The organism is Ruegeria sp. YTSC230, assembly GCF_059609665.1.
In genome coordinates this window covers 251,509-275,926 of record NZ_JBXWMC010000006.1, presented here as the reverse complement: position 1 = coordinate 275,926, position 24,418 = coordinate 251,509, and the positions used below count along the sequence as shown (strand labels likewise).

The window sequence follows — 24,418 nt, the reverse complement described above, 5'->3', positions numbered from 1 at the left end:
TCAACACTCTGATGTTGCGCCAATTCCATACTCAGTGCTATCAGCGATCTCTTCATAGAGCGCCTGATATTGGCCAGCGACCACAGCCTCTGCAAAGCTGTCCACGGCATGTTGCCGGGCAGTACCTGACATGGCCAACCCGGTTTCATTGTGGCGGTTCTGCAGGATCGAGATAACACCTCGCGCGAGGTCTTCTGCCTCGAATGGTCGCGCCAAATACCCCAGGCTTTGATTTGGAACCAGATCCGACAACCCACTGGTTTTGAAACCTGCGACCGGAACGCCACAGCACATGGCCTCGACACCTGTATATCCCAGCACTTCGCGCCGGGATGGCAATACAAAGACATCTGCAGCCGAATAAATGCGCTTCAGCACCCGGTTGTCGCTAATCCGCCCCATGAAATGGATCGGATAAGGAAATTCGGCATCGATCTTGTCGCTACCAAATACAACTGCCTGAACATCAGGAACGGCGGAATGCACCCGTCGCATAGCCTCGACGAGGTGGGCAAAGCCTTTGTTGGGATCCTGAGTCGCTTGGACGGCACCAAACAATACCAGCGGAGCGTCCTGAGGCAGTGACAGATCGGCGCGCGCCTGGGCTTTTTCGACAGGTGCCCAGAAATCGGTATCGATTGCGTTGGGGATCACGGTGACAGGCCAATCGCGCATCAACGCACTTTGCCGAACACAGTCAGCCAGCCAATTGCTGGGGCAAACGATCTGGAAAGGTTTTTTCCAATGCGCGGCTTTTCTTTTCCAGACCCAGCGGTTCAGGTCAAAACCACTGAATTCGGATGACACGTAACCGTCACGCCACCTGTCCAGCTCGCTCACATGTTCGGCCCCGGAGAACGGCCACATGTCATGAAACGTCCAGACCACGGGATGTTTCACCGCTCCGATCTCGGCAATCGAAATCATGTCGGAATTCACCCAATGCAAATTTAATATTTGCGACGGTTGGCTGTTCAGATACGCGGCCAGACCCGACCTTGCCAGACCAAGAGACGCCAACCCGTTGACCTGAGTTCTTGCATATTTCTTTCGCAGATGACGTGCGTATTCACGCTGGCAAAGCCGCTTTAGTGTTTTCCGTGGCGCAAATTTTGTTATCCGATCCTCGTCCGGGCCATCGACGACGGTCATGTGCGAATTCGTCCCTTTGGACAGCAAGGCAAGATGCAGCCTGCGGGCAGCGATGGCGGCACCTCCGCCAGAATAGCTATGGCTAATATGGTTTACGCGCATTGGAACGAATTCCGTGAAGATGGCCGACGTCCAATCGTCAGAGCCTTTGGATTTTCGTCGCCAACTGACATCCCCATTTTCAAATGACGCCAATCAACCAAGAAGTTTAGCCCCCAGCCTTCTGATCTTGCGTCTTAAACGGGTCAAACGATCCGGTCTATAGCTGAAATGCGCCCGCAGCGCCTCGAGCGCGACCTTGTCTTCGGTGACATCGTCGGGAAGTGGCAGGTCAAAGTCATGGCAGAGATCTTTTGGCTCAACCTCGTCCACTGGTCCGCAATGGGTACCAGACCCGTCCAGGCCGATATTCTCGGCAAAAGACCTGCAAGGGGACAGACAAAGGCCATCCTGCCTGAAAATCGTTGCGTACCAGAAAATCGCCCAGGTCCGAATGTCACCGCGCAAATTGCCTTGTACCTGACCCCATAAATCCTCGGCCCCGCTCAGGTTGAACCGATGAATGTCATCATCGGAAAACTGTTGAACCAGTTTTTTCGGGTCGCGTTCGAAATGCTGCCAGCGGTCGGCCCAGCTGGCCCATCCCCAACAGCTCATGAAGCGCCAGAAAACCGCACCACGCCGATCCAACAAGGGAGGAAGGTCTTCGTTGAATCCTGCGATATGCCAGACCCGCGGGTCATCTTGGTATCGATCCAGCGCGCGGTTCATGTAGGTGAGAAACGCGGGCGAGGTCACAATGTCATCTTCTACAACAATCGCCCTGCCATAAGACTGCATCGTAGCGGTAACGCCTTCCTGAATCGACTGGGCCAACCCGGCGTTAGCATCACGTGCGCGCAATGTAAGAGTGGCAAAGCCAGTCTGCGCTTCAATCACCTTTCGGGTTTCCGCAACCGGGATAACATCATCTGCCGAACGCGGCCCATCTAGATAAGCAATTACATCGGTGCGCGCCGCCAAAGGCGACGCAGCAAGCGCCCGCAAGGTCCGCGCAGCGTGATCGGGTCGGTTGAAAGCGAACAGACAGACCGGTGCTGGATCGGCAATCGCAGGTGCTGTGTCAATCATAGCAACTCTCCCTCAGGTTTCGCGCAGGGTATTTCACGCCAAAAACATCGCCAAGAGCAGTTTCCTAAGAAAAGAAACCCGAAAGCGATCAGCCTTCGGGTCACTCTTTGTCGAAACGGCGTTGGAAGCTATCAGTGCAGCTTATCACCAACATCCGCGATGGCCGCGTCGATCAGCTTGTTCGCCTGTGCCGCGGTCATTTGCCTGGCCAGAACCGCGTTGGCAGCCGATACCGCAACTGTGATGGCCTGATCGCGGACTTCCTTGACAGCTGACGCCTCAGCCGAAGCGATCTGGTCCTGAGCTGCTGCCAGACGGCGGGCGATGGATTTCTCCAAATCGACCTTTGCCTGTTCTGCCGCCAGAATAGCGTCTTCCTTGGCTGCAGCCACGATGGCATCCGCTTGGGTCTGCACTTCACGCTGCTTGCGCTCGTACGAGGCCAACAGGCTGCGTGCCTCTTCATGCAGGGCGCGGGCTTCGTCCAGTTCGGACTTGATGCCATCGGCGCGATTGTCCAGCGCGCCACCGATCATGCCCGGAACCTTGAAGTAGAACAGGACCGCGATGAAAACGATGAAGCCAAGAGTGACCACAAAGTCGGTGTTGCCAAGCGAGAAGAACGGGCCGCTTGCAGCCAGCGCAGGGCTGGCGGCACCGACGGTCAGGATAAGGGCAAGAGTATTCCGCATGTCACTTATCCTTTCGTCTGCGCGTCAATTGCACTGTCGATGGCCTTGGCATCTGCCTCGCCGCCCAGTGCTGTGACCAGTTCAGCTGCCGTATCCTTGGCAACCACTTGAATGCTTTCCAGCGCACCGGCACGGATATCGGCAATAGCCTTTTCCGATTCAGCCGCCTTTGCAGCGATTTCCAAGTCTGCCTTGGCAATCGCGTCATCCAGACCTGACTGGATTTCCGCGCGGGCTTCCGCTGCGATACGCTGTGCCTCAGAACGGGCATCGGCCAGCGCCTTGTTGTAGGCCTCTTCAGCCTCGACCGCTTTGGCCTTCAGATCTTCGGCCGCAGCCAGGTCATTTGTAATGGTCCCCTGACGTTCCGCCAGGATTGCCGCGATGCGGGGCAAGGCCACGCGAGACAGGACCAGAAAGATGACGACCAGCGTGATGACCAGCCAGAAAATCTGGTTGGGAAACCAATCGAAGCAGAGCTGCGGCATACCGATGGCCGAGCCGTAGGCGTCGACGCAGGTGCCAGCTACTTCTTTGGCAAGGGGTTCAGTCGCCATGATGTCCTCCGTCGGAACGTTGTCTTTACAACAGGTGGGCCGCTATGGCTTGGACCCACCTGCGCGTAAGGATCAGGTTCCGCAGATTAGACGGCGAACATCAGCAGCAGCGAGACCAGGAATGCAAAGATCCCCAGGGCTTCTGCGAATGCGATACCGATGAACAGGGTTGCGGTCTGCGAAGCAGCCGCCGAAGGGTTGCGCAGGGCGCCGGCCAGGAAGTTGCCTGCTACGTTGCCCACCCCGATTGCGGCTGCGCCGGAACCGATTGCTGCCAGGCCTGCGCCGATGTGTGCGAGATCGCCTTCCATGATGTTTCTCCTTACGAATTGGAAGTTTCGATGTTTGGGTATCGGACCTTAGTGCGAAGGATGCAGCGCATCTTTCAGGTAAACACAGGTCAGAATGGTGAATACGTAGGCCTGAATAAAGGACACGAGGACCTCGAGGCCGTACATTGCGGTGATCGCCAGAACGGACACCGGTGAGATCACGGCAATCGCGGCAAAGCCTGCGAAAACCTTGATAACCGCGTGGCCTGCCATGACGTTACCGGCAAGACGAATGGAGTGGCTGACCGGACGCACGAAGTACGAGATCAGCTCGATGATCGCCAGGACAGGGCGCAGTGCCAGCGGTGCGCTGGACACCCAGAACAGACCTAGGAAGCTTGCGCCGTTCTTGACGAAACCCAGAACGGTTACGGTCAGGAACACAGCCAGCGCCAGCGGGATGGTCACGGCGAAATGCGACGTGGTGGTGAAAGACATGGGCAACATGCCCAGGAAGTTCGCGCAGACGATGAACATGAACAGGGTCATGACATAGGGGAAGTACTTCACGCCTTCTTTACCGCAAATGTCTTCCAGCATCTTGTAGATGAAGCCATAGGCCAACTCAGCAACAGACTGCATCCGGGTCGGAACAATGGCACGTTTCGAGGTGCTGAGAACCAGCAGGGCAAAGATCGCCGCAATAGCCAGAAACAACCACAGAGTCACGTTGGTCGGCGTGTACCACGCAATCGCACCGTCACCGAAAAGCGGTTTAACGATGAACTGATCCATCGGATGGAAAACCAGGCTGCTGCCTTCTGCTGCGGTGGTCTCAGTTGCCACGTTCAGTCCCTCTCGTCCTTATCGGCCGCCTCAGCAGCCGCTTGTTTCTCCTGAACCTCTTTCGCGCTGCGGAGCATAACCTTCACGCCCGCGACAAGGCCCAGCAATGTGAACAGCACCAGAAAGATCGGGATTGTCCCGAGCAGGCTGTCCAGCCCGTATCCGATGCCAAATCCGATCCCAAGACCGGAAACCATTTCGATGACCATCCTCCAGGCAAGCTCGCCCCCGGACACGTCAGCATCCGCACGAGGCTTTGGCGCTTTGGCCTTTTTCGCCGCTGTGATCTTGGCCTCCAGCTGCGCCATACGCTGCTTTTGGTCATCATCGGTCACGGGCAATTCCCTCGCACAGTCTTGGGTAGGGTGCTAAGGGGCGCAAGGCACAGAGTCAACGGTGTTAAATGTCCGACCTTCCGCAGGTTAAGTAATTGAATTTATGCAATTTATTCATGCAATTGAAGCACCATTAAAATGTCCCGATCCATCGGCGCGCGTAAAAACCACTCAATTCGTATATTCAACCAAATGGTTGACCAAAACCGGGCGCTGTGATTGAGCGATAGCATGTCCAATGACCTCGATACCGTTTTCGCGGCCCTCGCCGACCCGACCCGCCGCGCCATCCTTGCGATGCTGCTTGAGGATGACATGGCCGTCACCGACGTCGCCGACCCGTTCGAGATGTCGCTGGCGGCGATCTCGAAACATCTGATCATCCTGACCAAAGCCGGGTTGATCAGCCAGGAAAAGCGCGGGCGGGTGAAGTGGTGTAAGCTGGAACCGGATGCGCTGCGCGCGGCATCCGTCTGGATGCAGGGGTTCGGTCAGTTCGAACCGGTCAATCTGGATGCGTTTGAACGATTTCTGGAAGTCGAACTACCAGCAACAGACGATCCCTAGACCTATCTGACGACAAACACCGATACTTTGGCATGCTTGGCCAGATATCCGGCATGGCTGGAAAAGATGTGGTCCGTGATGCGCGGTGCGTGCGTCCCAACGACGATTAGGTCGGCCCCAATCTCTTCGGCGGCGCGCGTCAGGTCACCGTCTACCTCGGCAGCTACATCTACGGAATGGATATTGCGTGCCGAAACTTCAGAACCGCTCTGCTCAGTAAGTTGATCCACAATGGCTTGCAACTCGGCGCTAATCTCCGCGTCTGAATGCGTGACGTCGCCCGGCTGGGTTCCGGTCACGCTGACGATCGTGATCCGGGCGTTTTGCCATCTCGCCATTTGCGCCGCGACATCCAGAGCTTTGCGAATTTCCGGCGGCAGGTGAATATCAACCGGGATCATAATGTGACTAAACATGGCATCTTCCTCCTGCCGGCGATGTTAGCGGGCTCAGAAAAAGAGCACATTGATCTGCCTCATGTAGATGACCGCGACCATTTCCGTCAGTTTGGCCCGTTCTCAGCTAGCCTTCCTGACTATACTCGACACCGATGATCACTCCCGTTGCATCCGCAAGACACAACCACGGTGCCTGAGCGCCAGTGACCTCAATTGTCGTGATTGTTCCAGTCGGTACCGATTCAGTCGAAACCACGTTGACGTCAGCGGCCTGAACACCCGTCTCAGCCGACACGAGCGCCTCACAACTGCCTTGAAGGTCGGTCTCTGAAGACCCCTGCCCCCCTCCTTGCGTGCAGGCGGATAACATCGCACCGACGACAAATAGAATAGCTTGCTTCATCATTCCCTCCGGGTTGGTTCATCAGACCCGAGGGTTGTTAGATTACGGCCAAATGGCAAGGGTCATTCCGAGACCGGCGCAGTGTCTTTCGCAGGTTGCTCTTCGCTTTTGAGCAGCAGAACCAGCGCGATCGCGGTTAAAACGACACCGACCAGCACCATGACGGTTGGCGCAGGCCGCCCAAGCGCGATCTCCCACAGGATCACCCAGCTGGGGATCAGATAAGTATAGGCCATAACCTTGGCCGACGGCAGGCGTAGCGCTGCAAACTGGACCAGAACGAAACTGGAGGCCGTTGCGAAGATAGAAAGATACAGCAGACTGACCCAGACGATCAGCGGCAGGTTCGCCCAATCGGTTGCACGGATGTCTGACCAGCCGACCACCGTCAGGATCACGCAGCCAGCAACCAGTGTTCCAAATGTAAAGACTACCGCGGGCTCACCCCGGTTCAGTTTGCGCACCATCGGCGTGTAGATTGCATGCGCCATGCAGCCCCAGAAAAAGATGATCTCTCCGCCACCGATCTCGAAGGCGCGAAAGGACTGCCAATCGGCGCGAAAGATAACCCATAAAGCACCGGTTGCCCCCACCGTCAGGGCAAAAGCCATACGCGGAGTGGTGATCTGGCGCAGCAGAACCCATCCGGCGACCGCAGACATGACCGGCGTCAGGGTGAATACCGCAGATGTGCTGACCGGGTCGGCGGTTTTCAAGCCGTAAAACATAAGAACAAAGTAAGTGGCGAACAGCCCGCCCAAAACGGCGTATCGCCACGGCGCTTGCGCAGCGCTGCGCGGCAAACCGGTGGTGGCTAACGCGGCAATGCCGATGATGACGGCGGCAATCAGAAACCGCCCGGCTGTAATCGCCAACGGCGCAATCTGGTTGGCAACAATAGATCCCAACGAGAAACTACCCGCCACCAGCAGAGTGAATGTGATCATTGCCAAATGACCACGCCCCTGCGGTGTCACGAAAGCCAACCTTTGGACTCTTTCTTAAGGAACGATAGGAATGCCTGCACTTTGGTCGTGCGATGCAGGTCGACATGGGTCACCAGCCAAAGTTTGCCGAACCATTCGGGCAACGGCTCAATAACTTCGACCAACTCCGGATCGCGCGATGCCTCCCATCGTGCCATGAAACCGATCCCTGCCCCGGCTAGAACCGCCTCGCGCAAGCAGAAATTGTTGGTACAGCGGAATGCGATGGCCTCGGCCGGGACAGTGGCACGTAACCACTTGGAAAACGGAGCGCGGCTGTTTTCATCGTCCGTGCCGACAAACAAGTGGTCTGCAAATTCGTCAATGCTCGCTGGTTTACCTCGGCGCTCGATATATGACTTGCTGGCAAACAAGCCGACCTCCTGTTCGATAAACGGCTGCACAACATTGTCGGGTTGGTCCGGGGCGGCCCCCGCCCGGATGGCCACATGTGCCTCGCCGTATTCCAGGCGGAACAGGCGGTCCCCGGTGAGGTAGCGCACAATCAGACCCGGGTGCATGGACTGGAATTCGGACAGGGCCGGAACGACCAAGGGCGCCAGCGAGGCCAGAGACGTCACAACCAATTCGCCCGACACATCATCGCCACGCCCTTTCATTCGGCCCACTAACTGATTGAACTGATCTTCGGTGGCCTGAGCCACGCGCAGAAGGTCCTCTCCGGCATCGGTTGGGGTATAGCCACGCGCGTGGCGCTGAAAAAGTTTGACACCCAGCCGCGCCTCGATCGCGTCGATATGGCGGATCACGGTGGCATGGTGCACGCCCAAGATTTCGGCCGCGCCGCTGACAGTGCCCATCCGAGCGACCTGATAGGCGGTTTTGACTTCGTCCCAATTATCCATGCTCAAGCCCACTGTGCAAATTCCAACAATACCTGTTGGTATATCCGCGTTTCGTTCGCTGACGCAACACTCATATTGGAACCGGAAACAGTTACCCCGCCAAAAAGGAAACCCTGACATGACCAAGACCATCCTGCATATCGACGCCTCGGCCCGCCGTACCGGATCCGCCACCCGCGACCTTTCCGGCCAGATTATCGGGCATCTTGGCGCCGGGCGCATCATCCGCCGCGATCTTGCCAGCCCCCTGCCCCTGCTTACCGAAGACTGGATCAACGCCAACTTCACCCCCGCCGATCAGCGTGACGAGGTTCAACGCGATCTGCTGGCCCTGTCCGACGAGTTGGTAAGCGAGCTGCAAAACGCCGACACCATTGTTATCGGGCTGCCGATCTACAATTTCTCGGTGCCTGCGGCCTTCAAGGCCTGGATTGACCTTGTCGCCCGCGTGGGTCTGACCTTTGCCTATTCGGAAACCGGCCCCAAAGGCCTACTGGAAGGTAAGCGCGCCGTGCTGGCAATCGCGTCCGGTGGCACCGAGGTAGGGTCCGAGATCGACTTTGCCACCAACTATGCCAAGCACGTTCTAGGGTTCATCGGCATCCATGACGTCGACGTGATTGCGGCTGACAAGATGGCGCTGGATGCGGACGCCGCGTTGGCGAATGCCCAAAAAGCGGTAACTCAACTCGCCGCCTGATCCACCTCTGGCCTTTGTCTTGTGAAACGTCCAGTCTGCCTTAAGCGAGATTTGCAGACTGGGCGTTCATCATGAAGAAAATCGGCATTCTGGGCGGTGTGGGCTGGGCCTCGACCGTGGATTACTACCGAGCGATCGCAGAAGGGGCCAGCAGGCACTTTGCCAATCGCGGCCACGGCTCGCCCTTGCCGATCCCGCCTATGACAATCGAATCCGTTACGCAGGCCAAAACCCGCGCCCTGCGGGGAACCGCCGGGGACGAGACCAGTTGGTCCGGGTTTGACGCGGTGTTTCGCGAGGCATTGCTGAAGCTTGAAAACGCGGGCTGCGACTTTGGCATCATCGCCTCAAACACTCCGCACGCGCGACTGCATGCGATCCGGCAAGGTATCACCATGCCCATTCTCAGCATTTTCGATGCAACCGCTGAGGCCACAGCATCTGCCAGGGCGTCCACAGCCCTGGTTCTGGGAACGACAGTGACCATGCAGGCCAGCAATTATTCAGACCGATTGGCCGCCGAAGGGATCACTGCAAATGATCGCCTGCCCGAAACGGAAATTGCCGAGATGCAGGCGATGATCGACAGTGACTTCTACGGCGGCGCATCAGCCACGGCGCGCGCTCGTTTACTAACTTTCTGCGACAAGCACGCAAAACCTGGAACTGCGATCTTGCTGGCGTGTACCGAACTGCCGCTGGCCTTTCCCGACCACCTGGATGACCCTGTTTTTGAAGCTGACGGCCACCTGTTCGTCAATCCGTCCGCCGTCCATGTCGCCGCAGCCCTCGAAGAGGCGCTGAACGACTGATCACGGCAGCCAGGTGACTGCGCATCCGACCTGATCGAAGAATGCCATCAGGTCATCGCGCGTCATGGCGACGGTCCGATCGTTTACCAGAGGATGCATATAGATGATGTCCGTCGTTTGCGCGGTGGCGTCCATGAAGAACCGCACATCGTTTTGCACACCGTTTATCATGGCCAACGGGCTCACTGCTCCAGGGCGGATGCCAAGGTTTTGAAACAGCCGGTCCGCCGATCCGAAGGACAGATTACCGATCCCTAGCTCTGTGCCCAGCGCCTTGAGGTCAATCTCGCGGCTTTGTTCGAGCGTCACCAGATAGTTCCGCTTTTTCTTGTCGCGCAGGTACAGGTTCTTGAGGCGCAGGGAGTTTTCGCCCGGTACCAGGAATTGCTCTTCAACGCCTTTGGCATCCTCAACCGTGCGCAGGGGGATATGCGTGTGCAGACGATAGCTCAGCCCCCAGTCATCCAACCGCTGCAACAGCGCGTCTGAACTGATCGGCAACGTGTCCTGAAAAGCGGATGACGCGTCCATGGGAACCTCCTGTTGGATGCGCTCATCGCGCAACACGAGGATGAATTCAAGCCACGACAGTGCCAAAATTCAGTGTTAGCGTGCCGCCATGAAAGTGACGCGCAACACCCCGAACCAACTGATCCTGACCAACACGCCGTGGTTCATCGGCATCACGTTGGTGCTCTTTGTACTCTGTTTTGTTGGGGCTGGTTTATTCATGGTCAGCGACGGTGGCGAGGGCATATTGTTCGGCATCTTCTTTGCTCTGTTCGGTGGCGGGTTGGGTTTTGGCGCATTCTGCGTCTTTGTGCGCCGCGTACAGGTCATAATTGACCGCAGCAGCAATAGCATCTTGATCCGTCGCCAATCGATCTTTGGATATGACGCTGTAGAACATGAGTTGTCGAACCTGTCCCATGCTGAGGTGGAAACGACCACCTCGACCCGCGACAGGACCACGTCCAAGATGCATCGGCCCGTTCTGATCCTTGAAAAAGGCATGAGTGCTGGTCGTCACCCGATCGTCGAAGCCTATGTCAGCGGGCGCGGCGCAAAGCGGATGGTTGATGCGGTCAACAGCTGGCTACCCGCGCGAGAGGTTGACTCGGACAGCCAATCGGCCTAAGTCGCCGTCAAACATCCGGAAGCGTCTGATCTTCCGGTCCCTTGAGTCGTTCAGGGATCGCCCCCCACCAGCGTGTCACGCCCGTGGGGGCAATTGTGCATTTAACCGGCGCTTCCTACCTAGGAACTGCCATCAGATAACCGGCTAAGGAGGCCGAAGGCATGTTTGAAAATTTATCCGAACGCCTCTCTGGCGTCTTTGACCGGCTGACCAAACAGGGCGCCCTGTCCGAAGAAGACGTCAAAACCGCCCTGCGCGAAGTGCGGGTTGCTCTGCTTGAGGCCGACGTCTCGCTGCCGGTGGCGCGCGAATTCGTCAAGAAAGTACAGGAGCAGGCAACCGGCCAGGCGGTGACCAAGTCGATCACCCCCGGTCAGCAGGTTGTCAAAATCGTGCATGACGCGCTGGTTGATACCCTGCGCGGCGAGGATGACCCCGGTGCGTTGAAAATCGACAACCCGCCTGCCCCGATCCTGATGGTCGGTCTGCAAGGCTCGGGTAAGACCACCACCACCGGTAAGCTGGCCAAGCGGCTTAAAGAGAAAGAAGGCAAGAAGGTCCTTATGGCCTCGCTGGACGTTTATCGCCCGGCGGCGATGGATCAGCTGGCCGTTCTGGGCACGCAGGTCGGCGTCGATACCCTGCCGATCGTTCCTGGCCAGAAACCCGTCGACATCGCCAAACGTGCCAAGCAACAGGCAACGTTGGGTGGCTATGACGTCTATATGTTGGATACTGCTGGCCGTTTGCACATCGACGAAGTGCTGATGAACGAGGTCGAGCAGGTTCGTAACGTTGTTGATCCGCGCGAGACCCTGCTGGTGGTCGACGGCCTGACCGGTCAGGTCGCCGTTGAAGTGGCCGAGGAATTCGAAGCCAAGGTCGGAATCTCGGGCGTCGTCCTGACCCGAATGGACGGTGACGGGCGCGGCGGCGCGGCGCTGTCTATGCGTGCGGTCACCGGCAAGCCGATCCGCTTTGTCGGTTTGGGCGAGAAGATGGACGCGCTCGAAACCTTTGAGCCGGACCGGATCGCCGGTCGTATTCTGGGCATGGGCGACATCGTTGCCCTGGTCGAAAAAGCCCAGGAAACGATGGAGATGGAACAGACCGAGCGCATGATGAAGCGCATGGTCAAAGGTCAGTTCAACATGAACGACCTGAAGATGCAGCTGGAACAGATGATCCAGATGGGCGGCATGCAGGGCATGATGGGCATGATGCCCGGCATGGGCAAAATGGCCAAGCAGGTCGAAGAGGCGGGCATGGACGACAAGGTGCTCAAGCGCCAGATCGCCCTGATCCAGTCCATGACCAAACGCGAACGTGCCAACCCGCAACTTCTGCAAGCCAGCCGCAAGAAACGCATCGCGGCGGGTTCCGGCATGGAAGTCAGTGACCTCAACAAGCTGCTAAAGATGCACCGGCAGATGTCGGACATGATGAAGAAGATGGGCAAGATGGGCAAAGGCAAGATGCTGAAACAGGCCATGAAAGGCATGTTCGGTAAAGGTGGCCCCTCGCCTGAAGACATGGCCGCAGGCATGGACCCCAAGGCGCTGGAACAGGCGGCCAAAGCGATGGGCGGCAAGATGCCCGGTATGCCTGGAATGGGTGGCGGCATGGCCCTGCCCCCGGGTCTGAGCGGTTTCGGAAAGAAAAAGTGACAACAGCACGCTGCACCCAGCCCCCGTCCGGAAAGGCGGCGATGGCAGCAGCGCAATATCGCGCGGCCCTGCCGGTCATTCAGACCCGGCGGCTGGTTCTGCGTGCACCCACTCTGGATGACTTGCCTGTTTGGACCACAGTTTGCGGCGAGAGCTTTGGCAGTTCCGAACAGGAGGCTTGGACCGAGTTTTCCTACTATACCTCCGGGTGGCTTCTGCATGGGCATGGCCTGTTCACGGTAACCCTAAAGAACGACGATCAGATCGCTGGTTTCGTTTTGCTGGGGCTGGAATGGGATGACCGCGAACCCGAGCTTGGCTATATGTTCAGCGCTGAGCACCGCAAGCAAGCCTACGCGACTGAGGCCTGCGCGGCCGTACGTGACTTCGGTTTCGACCTGCTCGGATCGGGTCAGTTCGTCAGTTATGTCTCGCGGTCGAACACGCGTTCAAATGCGTTGGCGCAACGCCTTGGCGCGTCCCGGGACGCAGCGGCCGAGAGCGCCTTTGACGCAGATCAGCGTGTCTGGCGCTATGGCGAGGTGCAGGCATGACACCGTCGATCCCCAGGTTGGAAACCGAACGCCTGATCATGCGGGCCCCTTGCGAAGCGGACTTCGAGGCCGAGGCCGAGTTCTTTGCCAGCGATGCGTCGAAATTCGTCGGCGGCCCCCTGCGCCCTGATGAAACATGGCGCGCCATTGCCATGCTGTTGGGTCACTGGGCCATGCGCGGCCACGGGTTCTGGGGCGTCGAGGAAAAGGACACCGGCAACTATGTCGGCCATGTCGGCCTGTGGTGCCCGCACAGCTGGCCCGAAGCTGAAATCGGCTGGACGTTGATGAATAACGCAACTGGTAAAGGTTACGCGACCGAGGCCGCGCTGGCCGCGCGCGCGCATGCCTATGATGTGCTGGGTTGGGAAACGGCAATTTCGCTGATCGACCCGGAGAATCTGGGCAGCAAGGCCGTGGCCGAACGTCTGGGTGCCCAGTTCGATTACACTTTCGAACATCCGGCTTTTGGTACGATGCAAGTCTGGCGGCACCCTGCCCCGGCCGATCTGGTGAACGGCGGGATGGAGGCCTACGCATGACCTCGTACACCATCCCCACCGTAGAAACCAAAAACCTGATCCTGCGGGCTCCGCAAAAGGGTGACCTGCCCGCGATGACAACCTTCTTCGCGTCGGACCGCAGCCGCATGGTCGGCGGCCCAAAAACGCCACTGGAAGCATGGCGGTCCCTTTTGGGCCGGTTCGGGCATTGGGCCATTATGGGTTACGGTGGTTGGCACATCGTTGAAAAGGCCAGCGGCGCATTTGCAGGCTGGACCGGCATCATCAACGCGCCGGGCTGGGATGAGCCCGAATTGGGGTGGGTCATTTTTGATGGTTTCGAAGGCAAAGGAATTGCGTTCGAGGCCGCGATGGCTGCCCGCGCCTATGCCGCCCAACACCAGGGGGTGAATGGCCCGATTTCGTACATCGCCCATGAAAACAACCGCTCGCGCGCGTTGGCAGAACGTCTTGGCGCCACCTATGAACGCGAAGGCGAGGTTGTGGGTCAACGCTGCCAGGTTTGGCGGCACCCGAAACTCGAATTCCCTGACACCGCTTTGACCACCGAAAGGACCGGCCAATGAACAACCCTGTGACTCGGGCTGCGACGTTGCTGAAAGAGCATCGCGAAAGCATCGACCGGCTGGACGCGATCCTCGTCTACACGCTGGGCGAGCGGTTCAAGCACACCCAGGCCGTTGGCAAGCTCAAGGCCGAACACGACCTTCCCCCGTCCGATCCCTCGCGCGAGTCCGCGCAGATCGCACGGTTAGAAGACCTGGCGGACAAGGCCCATCTGGACCCAGATTTCGCCAAGGCTTTCCTGAATTTCATCATTCAGGAAGTCATCCGACACCACAAGAAACACCAGAACTAAACCGGTGAATCACCGGATACGCCATTCAAAGGAGATACCACCATGGCAATGAAAATTCGTCTCGCCCGCGGCGGCTCAAAAAAGCGCCCTTTCTATCGCATCGTAGCGGCTGACAGCCGTATGCCCCGCGATGGCCGCTTCATCGAAAAGCTCGGCACCTACAACCCGCTGCTGCCGAAAGACAGCGAAGAGCGCGTAAAAATGAACATGGAGCGCATTCAGTACTGGCTGGATCAGGGCGCACAACCCACCGACCGTATTGCACGCATGCTGGAAGCTGCCGGCACCCTTAACAAGGCCGAGCGCAACAACCCCAACAAGGGTACCCCGGGCAAGAAAGCTCAGGAACGCGCAGAAGAGAAAGCTGCAAAGGTTGCTGAAGCCGCCGAGGCAGCTGCTGCTCCGGCTGAAGAAGCAGCGGCAGAAGAGTAAGCAGGTCAGCGCGTGCAGGATCAGGATTTCACCGACGATTTTCGCACGCAGTTTGAACTGCTGATGCGGCTCCGGCGCGATGTGCGCCGGTTTCGCACCGATCCCGTGGACGAGGCGGTGCTGACGCGCTGCCTCGACACATTTCGTCTGGCCCCTTCGGTGGGGCTGAGCGAACCCTGGCGCGTCATTCGCGTCGAAAGCGAAGCGGCGCGTGCCGCAGCGCTAGAGAATTTCCAAAACGCCAATGAAAAGGCCCTAGCAGGCTATTCGGGCGACAAGGCGCTGAAATACAGCCGCCTGAAGCTGTCCGGCATGCAGGAAGCGCCTGTTCAGCTGGCTGTATTCTCGGACGAGACGACCAACAAAGGTCTGGGTCTAGGCGCGGGCACGATGCCCGAGATGCGCCGCTATTCTGTCGTCGCCGCGATCACCTTGTTCTGGCTCGCCTTGCGGGCCGAGGGATTGGGTCTGGGCTGGGTCTCAATCCTTGATCCAGAACAGATGAAACGCGACCTGGCTGTGCCTGACGATTGGTCTCTGGTCGGCTACTACTGTGTGGGCTGGCCGGAAGAAATGTCTGAAAGACCCGAACTTGAGCGTGCAGGCTGGGAACAGCGCAGCGCCCGATTGCACATCGAAACGCGGTAAAGCCAGATGTTCGGACTGATACGACTTCCCATCCTGTTGCTGATCGCTTTTATTGTGGGCGTGTTCTTTGAGCGCAATAACCAACGCGTGGCATGTGCCCCGGTTGGCGACTGGCAGGACGGATTATGTGTAACGACGGAAGAGCCAAATGACTGATCTGATCTGCGTGGGCAGCGTTGCGGGGTCGTACGGCGTGCGCGGCGAAGTGCGGCTAAAAAGTTTTTGCGCCATCCCTGAGGATATCGAGACCTATTCGCCCCTAACTGACGAAGACGGCAAGGAACGCTATCCCCTGGTGCTGACCCGCCCAATCAAAAACGGCTTTGCGGCGCGTTTGGGTGGGATCGAGACCAAAGAACAGGCAGACGCCATCAACGGCCTCCGCCTATTCGCGCGGCGTGATCAGCTGCCATCATTGCCTGATGACGAATTCTATCACACCGACCTGATCGAGCTTGAGGTCTACGACACCGGCGGAACGCTGCTGGGTCGTGTGAAGTCGGTACAAAACCACGGCGCCGCAGATCTGCTGGAACTGCACGGGCCGGGGTTGAAAGGCACCGTTTTTCTGCCCTTCACACTTGAGGTTGTTCCAACTGTGGATTTGGACAAAGGCCGCATCATCGCAGACCCGCCCGAGGGGCTGATCTGATGCGACGCGTTCTGCTGCATCTGGGGCTACACAAGACCGGAACCACTGCGGCACAATCGTTTCTGTATGAAAACCGCGAATTGATCTGGCCACATTTTGCACTGTTGCTGCCTTACAAGACGCGCAAATTGGGGCTGTCAGGTGCCGCGACCCGCCATTCCATCTATGGAACCGTGGGAACGCTGTCCGAATTCAGCTCGCAGACCCGAGAGTATCTGGCAACGCGGAACTTCGGCACGAAACGCGGCCTGATCGTCAGTGAAGAGAATTTCAGCGGCCTGCGTCCCAGCCGCAATATCGAACAGGGATATGCCGCCGCACCGGATCTGGCCGCTTGTCTGGTGGATGCCATCCGCGATCGGTTCGAGGATCAGGAGGTCGATATCACGATCTACCTGTCCCTGCGACAGCGCGGGGCGTGGTTGCGCAGCCTTTGGGCACACGATCTTCAGAGAACCCGCGAGGTCCAGGAATTCGACATCTTCCGCGCGAACATGGATCACCTGCCCCCGCTAGAGGAAACGGTCTCGGACATTCGCAAGAAACTGCCGTCGGTCACTGTGACCGAAGAGTGGTTGGAAGAGACGCATTTGCGACGCTTTGGTCCCGGTACGCCTTTTGCCGAATTCCTGAACTTGCCTCGGGAAAAAGCGCAGCTTTTGGTGCCGCCCACAAAATCTAACAGCAGGCTACCGGAAAGCGTGTTGGCGGAATTGCTGACGCTGAACCGATCCCATCTGGACGAAGCGGAGTTGACCCGGCAAAAAGCGCTGGTAGTAGAGCGGGCAAAGAACGCGATGGTCGGCACAATATGACAGACAAGCCAAGCAAATCTCACAGACGCAAGGCAATCCGACCCACGCTGAAGCCGCGTGAATTGATGACTCCGACCCCTGATCTGCACGGGGTCTGGAAGGCAAAAATCATCACCCTGTTCCCTTCCGCCTTTCCCGGCGTTCTCGGCGAAAGCTTGACGGGCAAAGCCTTGCAAGAAGGGTTGTGGCAATTAGAGACCGTGGATCTGCGCCAGTTCGGCGTTGGCAAACATCGCAATGTCGATGACACGCCGGCTGGCGGCGGCGCGGGTATGGTGTTGCGCGCAGACGTGCTGGGTGAGGCAATCGAACACACAATGGCTGGCGTGCAGGGCAACTGGCCATTGATCTACCTCAGCCCGCGCGGTCGCCGCATGGATCAACGTATGATGCAAAACCTCGCACGCTGCGACGGCATGACCTTGCTCTGCGGTCGGTTCGAAGGCGTCGATGAACGCGTGTTGGAACATTACGGCGTTCAGGAAGTCAGCCTTGGGGATTTCGTGATGACCGGCGGCGAGATCGCAGCCCAGGCGCTGATTGACTCAACTGTGCGGTTGATTCCCGGCGTATTGGGCAACCAGGCCTCAGCCGAAGACGAAAGCTTTTCCTCGGGTCTTTTAGAGCACCCGCAATACACCCGACCCGCAGATTGGAAAGGCCGCCCGATCCCCGACATTCTGATGTCTGGTCATCACGGGCGCATTGCCGAATGGCGGCACCAGATGTCTGAAGAGATCACCCGCAAGCGACGCCCTGATCTGTGGGAACGCTACGAGGAATCCGGGGACGACACACAGGATTGATACCCCGAGTGTGGCTTGTATGCAGCACGTTCCTGTATTTAGCGAACACCACTTGAAGCTGATGTTCTGAAAAAATACTCATCTTTCAGGTATTGCAAAATGCGATTTCAATTCAACGCATAACAGGCTGCTAAATGAAAAAAATCATATGCTTAGCTGTGCTTGCCCTTTCAGCTTGCACAACCAAGCCTCTTGAGATGGCAGTGCCCACTCAGGCGGGCCATAACCTGCACTCCGCAAAGGTCGCCGTGCAATCATGCGCCGCCGAGGAAGATATTGGGGGCAACAGCGCGGTGATTGGTGGATACGCCACGAATATCCTGCTGTGGGGCGTGATCCTGGGCCCCATCGTTACGGCGCCCTTCGACGATAAGCTTCGCTCACAGGGTGAAATTGACCAGGTGCACCGCTGCATGACCGAACTTGGCTTCGAGCGACGCGAACTGACTGATGGAGAGCGGTTCTGGCTGCATCACACATCTGGCCAAGAACGGGTACGCCGTCTGGATCACCTTGTGGCCGGAGGAACCATTGAAACTTATGGGGCACCAAGCGGCTAAGCGCCCCCCGCCTTCCATCTGGCCCATATCTCAGGCGGGCCGTTGAATGTGTTGATGTCCACTTTCCCCTGAACGCCAGGGACCAAACCCGTGCCCGTATACTGCCAAAACCGCCACGCGGCCTTGGGGTAAACGTTGCGCGGGTGCCCGGCGACCGACCGCAGCCAGAATTCCGTCTTGGGCAGGCGGGCGATATCGGTGTCACCGTAGAAATCCACGGTCGTATAGACGATCGGGCGGCGGCCATAGTGGCGCTCCAGGATATCAAGGAACCGCTTAGCCTCGGACCGGACGGTGGCGCCATCGGGTCTGATGGTGCAGGTCTTGGAATGTGGCGTCCATTCCATATCCAGCACATGCGGCAGTTCGGCACCTCGGGGCACGTTCTCGATGAACCATTTTGCCTGCTCATGCGCCGGTCGGCAAAAATAGTAGTAGTGATAAGCCCCCCAGGGAACGCCCGCGGCTTGCGCCCCGCGCCGATGATCATCAAACAAAGGATCGGCCACGTCGCCCCCCTCGGTCGCCTTGATGAATACGAAACTGACACCGGATGACTTGGCCCTGCGCCAGTCAATCGGACCCTGCCATCGCGAAACATCGAGCCCGTGAACCGGATAGTGCCCCGGATGCCGGCCTTCCCACTCATGCGGCTTGGCATCCCCAAAGCTTGGAAAAATGACCGAGGGCGACGTGGTGCTCAGAAATGCCTTAGCTTCGACCTGTTGGGGCGGAGGGCTGCTGCGACCGCAGGACAGGGTCGCGAAGGCCAAAACAGCCAGCATCAATGCTGTGCGCATGGTATGTTCCTGTTCTAAATTTCTGCTCTTATAATTCCCTCTAGAATGCCTGATCTGCCTGACAAGGCAACGGTGTTGTTGGCCGGTGGCGAAATCTTACCATCTGGCCCTGACCATTCTTGCGATTCAGGCTTGATCCCCGCCCACAAAGCCCGTAAAGCAGCGCAATCCGGTGCCGCGACATGCGACTCCGGTGTTTTGGTTTGCATCATGGCGTGACGCCCGGCTTTCTTCGGCCACGGCGCGGCAGGGCGGACCGAACCAAAGGAATATTCGATCTGACCTCTGGCGGGCTGTACGCAGGACCCGGTGAAGACCAAGAGCTCTCAGGCCGTGCTCAACTTCGTGGACCAACCACGAGCAGATAGGAGAAATGCGATGGACCTGATCGCACAGCTTGAGGCGGAACAGATTGCCGCCCTGGGGAAAGACATCCCCGATTTCAAAGCCGGAGACACCATCCGTGTCGGCTTTAAAGTGACCGAAGGGTCGCGTACCCGTGTACAGAACTACGAAGGCGTCTGCATCGCCCGCAAAGGCGGCAACACCATCGCCGGTGCGTTCACCGTTCGCAAAATTTCGTTTGGCGAAGGTGTGGAGCGTGTATTCCCGCTGTATTCGACCAACATCGACAGCATCACCGTTGTCCGCCGTGGCCGCGTCCGTCGCGCCAAACTGTACTATCTGCGCTCGCGCCGTGGTAAATCCGCGCGTATAGCAGAAGTCACCAACTACAAGCCTAAGGCTGGCGCCGAAGCGTAAGGAACGGAAAGATGAAAAAAGACATCCATCCCGATTATCACGTCATCGACGTCAAAATGACCGATGGCACCGTAGTTCAGATGAAATCCACCTGGGGCGCTGAAGGCGATCAGCTGGCTCTGGAAATCGACCCCTCTGTGCACCCTGCATGGACCGGTGGTTCGTCGCGCCTGTTGGACGCCGGCGGCCGTGTGTCGAAGTTCAAGAAAAAATACGAAGGTCTGGGCTTCTAAGCCGGAACCTTTTGAGATGCGAAGGGCCGCCCACCGGGGCGGCCTTTTTTGTGGGTAGAACGTTGCCAAAAATAAGTGGCTAAGCCAGCCGCATGATCAATTCGACCTCACCATCGACAAGCCGGCCAGTCGGCGCAAACCCGAACGATTGATAAAGCGGCAGCGCACTGCCGGGTTCGTCGACGACGCTGATCACCAGGTTAGAGCGACCCTTTTTCAAAGCCACGGATTTTGCAAAATCCAATGCGGCCATTCCATAGCCCCGGCCCTGACGAGATTTATCGACCATCAGCCGCCAGATATAGACGCCATCCGGGTCATCCTCGTCATCTAATTCTGCGTTGGGATGTGCCATGTCGATAATGGCAAGCAATCCCACCGCATCGCCGCCATCCCAAATGCCATAGATTTCTGACCCCGGTTCGAAAATCGACTGCGCCATCGTCATTAGATTTGTCGCGACAAACCCTGCCTGATTGTCGCGCACAGACAAAGCCGCCAAAGGGCGCAAGGTTCTTTGAGAGAGTAGCGCAAACTCAACCATGGAGGCCTACTATCACAGCCGGATTTCCAGCAAAAGAATTGCCAACAGTTGAAGCAAACTCAACTCTTCGCACGCGTCAGCTCGGCTGCGCTGTGTACGGGCGGGACCGGGCCCCGAAGCAACATCAACGCCAAAGCCATCCCGACTAGAGCCGCCACCGCCGCAACAAGCATCGCGCTGTCGAAGGCGTTGTCCTGCAAGTCCCTAAGGGCCTTGGCCAAAGCGCTGCTAGTTTCAGGATCCATTTTAGCGATTAGTTGTTGGATTTGGCTCGGCGTCCCATGGGTTAGGGCATGGGCCAGATCTTCTCGCTGGGCGGATCCGGTCGGCAAAGCATTCATGACCTCGGAAATACCTCTGCGGGTCGTTATTGCTTCGGCCAAACCTCCGACCACGGCGCCCAGTGTCGCGCCAAAATATAGGCAGGCGTTAATCACCCCGGATCCCTGCCCCACATGCTCTTCTGGCAACACGCGCAGACCGAGCCGGGGTAACAGTGAAAAACAGATACCCAACCCAATGCCTACGATCATCAACTTCCACCAGATCTCGACATATAGGGTGGAGTTCGAAGTTGTCATCAACAGCAAGAACCCACAGGCCATCGCCCCCAAGCCGATCACGATAGGCCATTGAAAGCTGTAGGGCGCCAGAAACCGGGGTGCGGCGACCGAGATCACGAACATGCTAAGGCTAAGCGGCATGATCGCTAAACCTGCGCCGATGGGCGAATAGCCGAAGGCATCCGGGGATTGAACGAACGTGTTGAAGTACACAAAGAAACAGAACAGCGTGAAGCCGGTGAAGAACATGCCAACGGCGGCCATGAAATAACGCGGATGCTTGAAGTATCGCAGTTCGATCAACGGATCGTCGCTGCGGCGGGACACGATAACAAGGATGATTGTCGCAACCGCCGCAACACCCAGCGGCATCAATGTCATCGGCGTTGCCCACCCGCTGCTTTCCCCATTGCTGAGCGCAAAGGACAGCGGGCCAAGGAACAATAGCAACGCAAAAGCGCCCGGATAGTCAAACTTGGCCCCGGCCTGACGCGTGTCCGGCACGTACCCACGTCGGCTGACATGCAGCCCAATCAGGAAGGCGAACACCAGCAACACCAGATCGGTCGCAAACACCGCGCGCCAGCTGATATAGTGGGCAAAGGCACCGCCGACGATCGGGCCGACGCCAATGGCAAGTCCGACAATTGCACCCCATGCACCGGTAACACCTGCACGCTGTTCTTCGGGTGTGGCGGCAGTGAGCAATGACAGAGATGTTCCAAACAGGGCCGCAGCACCCGCACCCTGCGCCCCACGTCCAAACAGAAGCATCGCGCCGTCTTGCGCAAACAGGACCGAGGCGGACCCAATTCCGAAGACAATCATACCAGCGAAGAACACGCCCATCTTGCCGGTGATATCGCCCAACCGGCTGACTATTGTGACCAGCGTGGCGCTGGCCACGGTATAGGTTGCCATCACCCATTGCAGACCGGATGGCGTCAAATCGAACTCGGCCTTGAGGTTGGGCAGGATGGTCGCAACAGCCGTTGTGTTAAACCCAACAACCATCATACAGATAGCCGTCATCGCCAGCACAACGCGGGCACCCCCCTCGTGCGATGGGTCAGAAGGCGTCTTGTCGGTCATAATTCCACCCCAAAACTCATTGTTCTTAAAAGCAATTAATCAGCAGTTTAGCGATTTTTGTCGCTGCGCATAGGGTCGGCTTTAGATCCAGTAAGACAGAGCCACCGGCAGGACGATGATCGTGGCCAGCGTCGACACAAGAATGAAACCAGCAACATCCGGCCCGTATTCCGGCACATGCTGGTCAATGAACAGGTAAGTCGCAACCGAGGACGGCATCAGGCAACACAGGATCACCGCGCCGCGCTCAGCCCCGGTGAAACCAAAAACCCATACCAAAGCGCTGGCGATTGCAATCGCCATGACCAGATGCAGAACGGTCAACAGCACCGCCCGGCCCAGGCTTTTGATCCGCAACGTTGCCAGCGTATGGCCCAATGTCAGCAGCATCAGTGGGATCGAGAGCCCCCCAAGAATGTCGAAGGATTTTGCCAGCGGTTGAGGCAAGCTTGATCCGCTCGCCATAAGGATCAGGGATAGGATCACTGCATAAATGATCGGGGACGTGACGAGCTTTCTGGGTGAAAACTCCCCCGCCGGGATCCACATGCCGACGGTGAAAATGCTGATCAGCACCACCACGACAAATCCCATTGTATAGGCCATTCCCGCATCACCCAACGCAAGAAAGGCGATAGGCAACCCGATATTGCCCACGTTCCCATGCATCAGCGGCGTCAAAAAGGCCCGAACCGGCAGACGCATGGTTTTCAGTGCCAGGAACCCCAACACTCCGAACCCAGCAATGGCCAGCGCTGCGGCCATCATGACGTCCAGAAAGGTGCCTACCGCGATCTTGGTTGTGGACAGGTGCGAAATGATCAGCGTCGGGTACCCAACGCGCGAAACGATCCCACCGATAACTTTGTTGTCGAACGGTGCCTTGATCGCGGCAAGGGCATAGCCGATTCCGGCGCAGATCAGCACCGGCAGAACCACGTTCAAAACGTTCAAAAACAGATGGTCCAACCGGTTCCCCTATTGCAAAACCCTGATTTGAACTGTGAAACAGCCTATTCGCTTTGGCAAGCGCGGGTCCTAACCGACCCAGCCGGTTGAGTTTTCCAAATTAGAGCCTGATATTGCTCTGCGCGGGCGCTTGGGGTTCTTCCCTTCCCGGCCTCCACAACATATAGTGGTCGGTAACAACGTGTGGTTAAGCACGGCGGGACGTGGGAATACAAGCATGGCACATATTATCGTAGTGGGGAACGAGAAGGGCGGCGCAGGCAAATCGACCGTGTCGATGCATGTAGCGACCGCACTGGCGCGATTGGGTCACAAGGTCAGCACACTGGACCTTGATCTTCGACAGCGCAGCCTTGGTCGGTACTTCGAGAACCGCGGCAATTTTCTGAAAAACGCGGACCTGACCCTGCCCGGCCCCCGCCATCATGACCTGCCCGAGATTGATGCGTCCAAACTGAAGCCCGGCGAGAATATCTATGATCACCGCTTGTCCGCCGCGGTGTCCGAACTGGAAAGCGACAGCGATTTCATCCTGATCGATTGTCCCGGATCGCACACCCGCCTAAGTCAGGTGGCACATTCGCTGGCCGATACGCTGATCACGCCGCTGAATGACAGCTTTATCGACTTTGACCTGCTTGCACGGATCGACTCGAAGGGTGAAAAAATCCTGGGCCCGTCGGTCTATTCAGAAATGGTGTGGAACGCGCGCCAACTGCGCGCGCAGGCGGGACTAAAGCCCATCGACTGGGTGGTTGTCCGCAACCGCGTCGGCACCCAGCGCATGGTCAACAAGGAAAAGATGCAGCGCGCGATTGAGATGCTGTCCCAGCGCATCGGCTTCCGCGTCGCTTCGGGTTTCTCCGAGCGGGTTATATTCCGCGAGCTTTTCCCACGCGGCCTGACCTTGCTGGACCTCAAGGATATTGGGGTCAAACAGCTGAACATTTCAAACATCGCTGCACGGCAAGAGCTGCGCGACATGATGAAAGAACTGAACCTGCCGGGCGTTGAGATCGACTTCTAACGGCCCCGTTTGGACGTTCCAACCCCAGCGCTACAATACCTCGCTAAAATTGTAGA

At 57.8% G+C, this 24,418-nt stretch carries 35 protein-coding genes; 19 read left to right on the top strand and 16 right to left on the bottom strand.

Features of this window, described 5'->3' with window-relative positions; all coding sequences use genetic code 11:
- From AC2FD9_RS14165 to AC2FD9_RS14135, 7 genes are all read right to left on the bottom strand, one after another.
- Entirely contained in the window at window positions 1–1,254 is a 1,254-nt protein-coding gene (locus AC2FD9_RS14165) for a glycosyltransferase (protein WP_496837460.1), read from the bottom strand.
- A 93-nt stretch (window positions 1,255–1,347) separates the two neighbouring features.
- Window positions 1,348–2,283 (bottom strand): hypothetical protein, encoded by a 936-nt coding sequence (locus AC2FD9_RS14160; RefSeq protein WP_496837459.1) that lies wholly within the window; start codon window positions 2,281–2,283, stop codon window positions 1,348–1,350.
- Window positions 2,284–2,414: 131 nt separating this feature from the next.
- Window positions 2,415–2,975 (bottom strand): F0F1 ATP synthase subunit B, encoded by a 561-nt coding sequence (locus AC2FD9_RS14155; protein WP_496837458.1) that lies wholly within the window; start codon window positions 2,973–2,975, stop codon window positions 2,415–2,417.
- Between the two features lie 5 nt (window positions 2,976–2,980).
- Window positions 2,981–3,532 (bottom strand): F0F1 ATP synthase subunit B', encoded by a 552-nt coding sequence (locus AC2FD9_RS14150; RefSeq protein WP_058278974.1) that lies wholly within the window; start codon window positions 3,530–3,532, stop codon window positions 2,981–2,983.
- An 86-nt stretch (window positions 3,533–3,618) separates the two neighbouring features.
- Window positions 3,619–3,843 carry a F0F1 ATP synthase subunit C gene (locus AC2FD9_RS14145; RefSeq protein ID WP_005981269.1) on the bottom strand — a complete coding sequence of 75 codons (225 nt, stop codon included), beginning with the start codon at window positions 3,841–3,843 and terminating at the stop codon, window positions 3,619–3,621.
- 48 nt (window positions 3,844–3,891) lie between these two features.
- On the bottom strand, window positions 3,892–4,650 hold the full coding sequence (locus tag AC2FD9_RS14140; RefSeq protein WP_058278975.1) for a F0F1 ATP synthase subunit A: 759 nt from the start codon (window positions 4,648–4,650) through the stop codon (window positions 3,892–3,894).
- Window positions 4,651–4,652: 2 nt separating this feature from the next.
- Window positions 4,653–4,985 carry an AtpZ/AtpI family protein gene (locus tag AC2FD9_RS14135; protein ID WP_058273313.1) on the bottom strand — a complete coding sequence of 111 codons (333 nt, stop codon included), beginning with the start codon at window positions 4,983–4,985 and terminating at the stop codon, window positions 4,653–4,655.
- Window positions 4,986–5,216: 231 nt separating this feature from the next.
- Here AC2FD9_RS14135 and AC2FD9_RS14130 point away from each other — a divergent pair, with 231 nt between their 5' ends.
- Window positions 5,217–5,552, top strand: a complete 336-nt coding sequence (locus AC2FD9_RS14130; protein ID WP_058273314.1) for an ArsR/SmtB family transcription factor — start codon at window positions 5,217–5,219, stop codon at window positions 5,550–5,552.
- Between the two features lie 2 nt (window positions 5,553–5,554).
- On the opposite strand, the gene AC2FD9_RS14125 is transcribed toward AC2FD9_RS14130, so the two are convergent.
- The 4 genes from AC2FD9_RS14125 to AC2FD9_RS14110 form a co-directional block, all read right to left on the bottom strand.
- Complete coding sequence (locus tag AC2FD9_RS14125; RefSeq protein ID WP_282169927.1) at window positions 5,555–5,968, bottom strand: universal stress protein; 414 nt, start codon at window positions 5,966–5,968, stop codon at window positions 5,555–5,557.
- Between the two features lie 106 nt (window positions 5,969–6,074).
- Window positions 6,075–6,353, bottom strand: coding sequence for a hypothetical protein (locus AC2FD9_RS14120; protein ID WP_282169928.1), 279 nt, complete (start codon window positions 6,351–6,353; stop codon window positions 6,075–6,077).
- 62 nt (window positions 6,354–6,415) lie between these two features.
- A complete protein-coding gene (locus AC2FD9_RS14115; RefSeq protein WP_282170082.1) occupies window positions 6,416–7,330 on the bottom strand; it encodes a DMT family transporter in 915 nt (304 codons plus the stop codon).
- Complete coding sequence (locus tag AC2FD9_RS14110) at window positions 7,327–8,205, bottom strand: LysR family transcriptional regulator (RefSeq protein WP_058273318.1); 879 nt, start codon at window positions 8,203–8,205, stop codon at window positions 7,327–7,329. Before AC2FD9_RS14110 ends, AC2FD9_RS14115 begins: the two co-directional genes overlap by 4 nt.
- 118 nt (window positions 8,206–8,323) lie before the next feature.
- Here AC2FD9_RS14110 and AC2FD9_RS14105 point away from each other — a divergent pair, with 118 nt between their 5' ends.
- Both AC2FD9_RS14105 and AC2FD9_RS14100 read left to right on the top strand, forming a co-directional pair.
- On the top strand, window positions 8,324–8,905 hold the full coding sequence (locus AC2FD9_RS14105; RefSeq protein WP_058279048.1) for an FMN-dependent NADH-azoreductase: 582 nt from the start codon (window positions 8,324–8,326) through the stop codon (window positions 8,903–8,905).
- A gap of 71 nt (window positions 8,906–8,976) precedes the next feature.
- Window positions 8,977–9,717, top strand: a complete 741-nt coding sequence (locus AC2FD9_RS14100) for an aspartate/glutamate racemase family protein (protein ID WP_496837455.1) — start codon at window positions 8,977–8,979, stop codon at window positions 9,715–9,717.
- Here AC2FD9_RS14100 and AC2FD9_RS14095 read toward each other — a convergent pair whose 3' ends face one another.
- On the bottom strand, window positions 9,718–10,248 hold the full coding sequence (locus tag AC2FD9_RS14095; RefSeq protein ID WP_109312303.1) for a prolyl-tRNA synthetase associated domain-containing protein: 531 nt from the start codon (window positions 10,246–10,248) through the stop codon (window positions 9,718–9,720).
- 88 nt (window positions 10,249–10,336) lie between these two features.
- On the opposite strand from AC2FD9_RS14095, the gene AC2FD9_RS14090 reads away from it, so the two are divergent.
- The 13 genes from AC2FD9_RS14090 to AC2FD9_RS14030 all read left to right on the top strand — a co-directional run bounded on the left by AC2FD9_RS14090 (window position 10,337) and on the right by AC2FD9_RS14030 (window position 18,372).
- Entirely contained in the window at window positions 10,337–10,855 is a 519-nt protein-coding gene (locus AC2FD9_RS14090; protein ID WP_109312248.1) for a hypothetical protein, read from the top strand.
- A 161-nt stretch (window positions 10,856–11,016) separates the two neighbouring features.
- Window positions 11,017–12,522: a signal recognition particle protein gene (gene ffh, locus AC2FD9_RS14085; protein ID WP_496837454.1), complete on the top strand. Its 1,506-nt coding sequence runs from the start codon at window positions 11,017–11,019 to the stop codon at window positions 12,520–12,522.
- A complete protein-coding gene (locus AC2FD9_RS14080; protein ID WP_496837453.1) occupies window positions 12,519–13,076 on the top strand; it encodes a GNAT family N-acetyltransferase in 558 nt (185 codons plus the stop codon). Before ffh ends, AC2FD9_RS14080 begins: the two co-directional genes overlap by 4 nt.
- Window positions 13,073–13,618: a GNAT family N-acetyltransferase gene (locus tag AC2FD9_RS14075; protein ID WP_496837452.1), complete on the top strand. Its 546-nt coding sequence runs from the start codon at window positions 13,073–13,075 to the stop codon at window positions 13,616–13,618. Before AC2FD9_RS14080 ends, AC2FD9_RS14075 begins: the two co-directional genes overlap by 4 nt.
- Window positions 13,615–14,166 carry a GNAT family N-acetyltransferase gene (locus tag AC2FD9_RS14070; RefSeq protein ID WP_282120821.1) on the top strand — a complete coding sequence of 184 codons (552 nt, stop codon included), beginning with the start codon at window positions 13,615–13,617 and terminating at the stop codon, window positions 14,164–14,166. Before AC2FD9_RS14075 ends, AC2FD9_RS14070 begins: the two co-directional genes overlap by 4 nt.
- The gene (locus AC2FD9_RS14065; RefSeq protein WP_058273325.1) at window positions 14,163–14,459 is read left to right on the top strand and encodes a chorismate mutase; all 297 of its coding nucleotides are present in this window, start codon (window positions 14,163–14,165) and stop codon (window positions 14,457–14,459) included. The genes AC2FD9_RS14070 and AC2FD9_RS14065 overlap by 4 nt, the downstream gene beginning before the upstream one ends.
- A gap of 42 nt (window positions 14,460–14,501) precedes the next feature.
- Window positions 14,502–14,891: a 30S ribosomal protein S16 gene (gene rpsP, locus AC2FD9_RS14060; RefSeq protein ID WP_058273326.1), complete on the top strand. Its 390-nt coding sequence runs from the start codon at window positions 14,502–14,504 to the stop codon at window positions 14,889–14,891.
- A gap of 12 nt (window positions 14,892–14,903) precedes the next feature.
- Window positions 14,904–15,539: a 5,6-dimethylbenzimidazole synthase gene (gene bluB / locus AC2FD9_RS14055; protein WP_496837451.1), complete on the top strand. Its 636-nt coding sequence runs from the start codon at window positions 14,904–14,906 to the stop codon at window positions 15,537–15,539.
- A 6-nt stretch (window positions 15,540–15,545) separates the two neighbouring features.
- Window positions 15,546–15,695, top strand: coding sequence for a hypothetical protein (locus tag AC2FD9_RS14050; RefSeq protein WP_496837449.1), 150 nt, complete (start codon window positions 15,546–15,548; stop codon window positions 15,693–15,695).
- A complete protein-coding gene (gene rimM, locus AC2FD9_RS14045) occupies window positions 15,688–16,191 on the top strand; it encodes a ribosome maturation factor RimM (protein ID WP_058278985.1) in 504 nt (167 codons plus the stop codon). The genes AC2FD9_RS14050 and rimM overlap by 8 nt, the downstream gene beginning before the upstream one ends.
- The gene (locus AC2FD9_RS14040) at window positions 16,191–17,006 is read left to right on the top strand and encodes a hypothetical protein (protein ID WP_282169937.1); all 816 of its coding nucleotides are present in this window, start codon (window positions 16,191–16,193) and stop codon (window positions 17,004–17,006) included. The genes rimM and AC2FD9_RS14040 overlap by 1 nt, the downstream gene beginning before the upstream one ends.
- Window positions 17,003–17,812: a tRNA (guanosine(37)-N1)-methyltransferase TrmD gene (gene trmD, locus AC2FD9_RS14035; protein WP_282169938.1), complete on the top strand. Its 810-nt coding sequence runs from the start codon at window positions 17,003–17,005 to the stop codon at window positions 17,810–17,812. The genes AC2FD9_RS14040 and trmD overlap by 4 nt, the downstream gene beginning before the upstream one ends.
- A 197-nt stretch (window positions 17,813–18,009) precedes the next feature.
- Window positions 18,010–18,372 carry a hypothetical protein gene (locus AC2FD9_RS14030; RefSeq protein WP_496755569.1) on the top strand — a complete coding sequence of 121 codons (363 nt, stop codon included), beginning with the start codon at window positions 18,010–18,012 and terminating at the stop codon, window positions 18,370–18,372.
- On the opposite strand, the gene AC2FD9_RS14025 is transcribed toward AC2FD9_RS14030, so the two are convergent.
- The gene (locus tag AC2FD9_RS14025; protein WP_282120816.1) at window positions 18,369–19,172 is read right to left on the bottom strand and encodes a glycoside hydrolase family 25 protein; all 804 of its coding nucleotides are present in this window, start codon (window positions 19,170–19,172) and stop codon (window positions 18,369–18,371) included. The genes AC2FD9_RS14030 and AC2FD9_RS14025 overlap by 4 nt on opposite strands.
- A 378-nt stretch (window positions 19,173–19,550) precedes the next feature.
- Here AC2FD9_RS14025 and rplS point away from each other — a divergent pair, with 378 nt between their 5' ends.
- Both rplS and rpmE read left to right on the top strand, forming a co-directional pair.
- Window positions 19,551–19,934 (top strand): 50S ribosomal protein L19, encoded by a 384-nt coding sequence (gene rplS / locus AC2FD9_RS14020; protein WP_058273331.1) that lies wholly within the window; start codon window positions 19,551–19,553, stop codon window positions 19,932–19,934.
- 11 nt (window positions 19,935–19,945) lie between these two features.
- The gene (gene rpmE, locus AC2FD9_RS14015; protein WP_010437577.1) at window positions 19,946–20,167 is read left to right on the top strand and encodes a 50S ribosomal protein L31; all 222 of its coding nucleotides are present in this window, start codon (window positions 19,946–19,948) and stop codon (window positions 20,165–20,167) included.
- 79 nt (window positions 20,168–20,246) lie between these two features.
- On the opposite strand, the gene AC2FD9_RS14010 is transcribed toward rpmE, so the two are convergent.
- The 3 genes from AC2FD9_RS14010 to AC2FD9_RS14000 all read right to left on the bottom strand — a co-directional run bounded on the left by AC2FD9_RS14010 (window position 20,247) and on the right by AC2FD9_RS14000 (window position 23,335).
- Window positions 20,247–20,711 carry a GNAT family N-acetyltransferase gene (locus AC2FD9_RS14010; RefSeq protein WP_496837446.1) on the bottom strand — a complete coding sequence of 155 codons (465 nt, stop codon included), beginning with the start codon at window positions 20,709–20,711 and terminating at the stop codon, window positions 20,247–20,249.
- A 59-nt stretch (window positions 20,712–20,770) separates the two neighbouring features.
- Window positions 20,771–22,366 (bottom strand): MFS transporter, encoded by a 1,596-nt coding sequence (locus tag AC2FD9_RS14005; RefSeq protein ID WP_496837444.1) that lies wholly within the window; start codon window positions 22,364–22,366, stop codon window positions 20,771–20,773.
- 81 nt (window positions 22,367–22,447) lie between these two features.
- Window positions 22,448–23,335 carry an AEC family transporter gene (locus AC2FD9_RS14000; RefSeq protein ID WP_472724392.1) on the bottom strand — a complete coding sequence of 296 codons (888 nt, stop codon included), beginning with the start codon at window positions 23,333–23,335 and terminating at the stop codon, window positions 22,448–22,450.
- A 217-nt stretch (window positions 23,336–23,552) separates the two neighbouring features.
- On the opposite strand from AC2FD9_RS14000, the gene AC2FD9_RS13995 reads away from it, so the two are divergent.
- Window positions 23,553–24,362: a division plane positioning ATPase MipZ gene (locus tag AC2FD9_RS13995; RefSeq protein WP_058273335.1), complete on the top strand. Its 810-nt coding sequence runs from the start codon at window positions 23,553–23,555 to the stop codon at window positions 24,360–24,362.
- Window positions 24,363–24,418 lie beyond the last annotated feature (56 nt).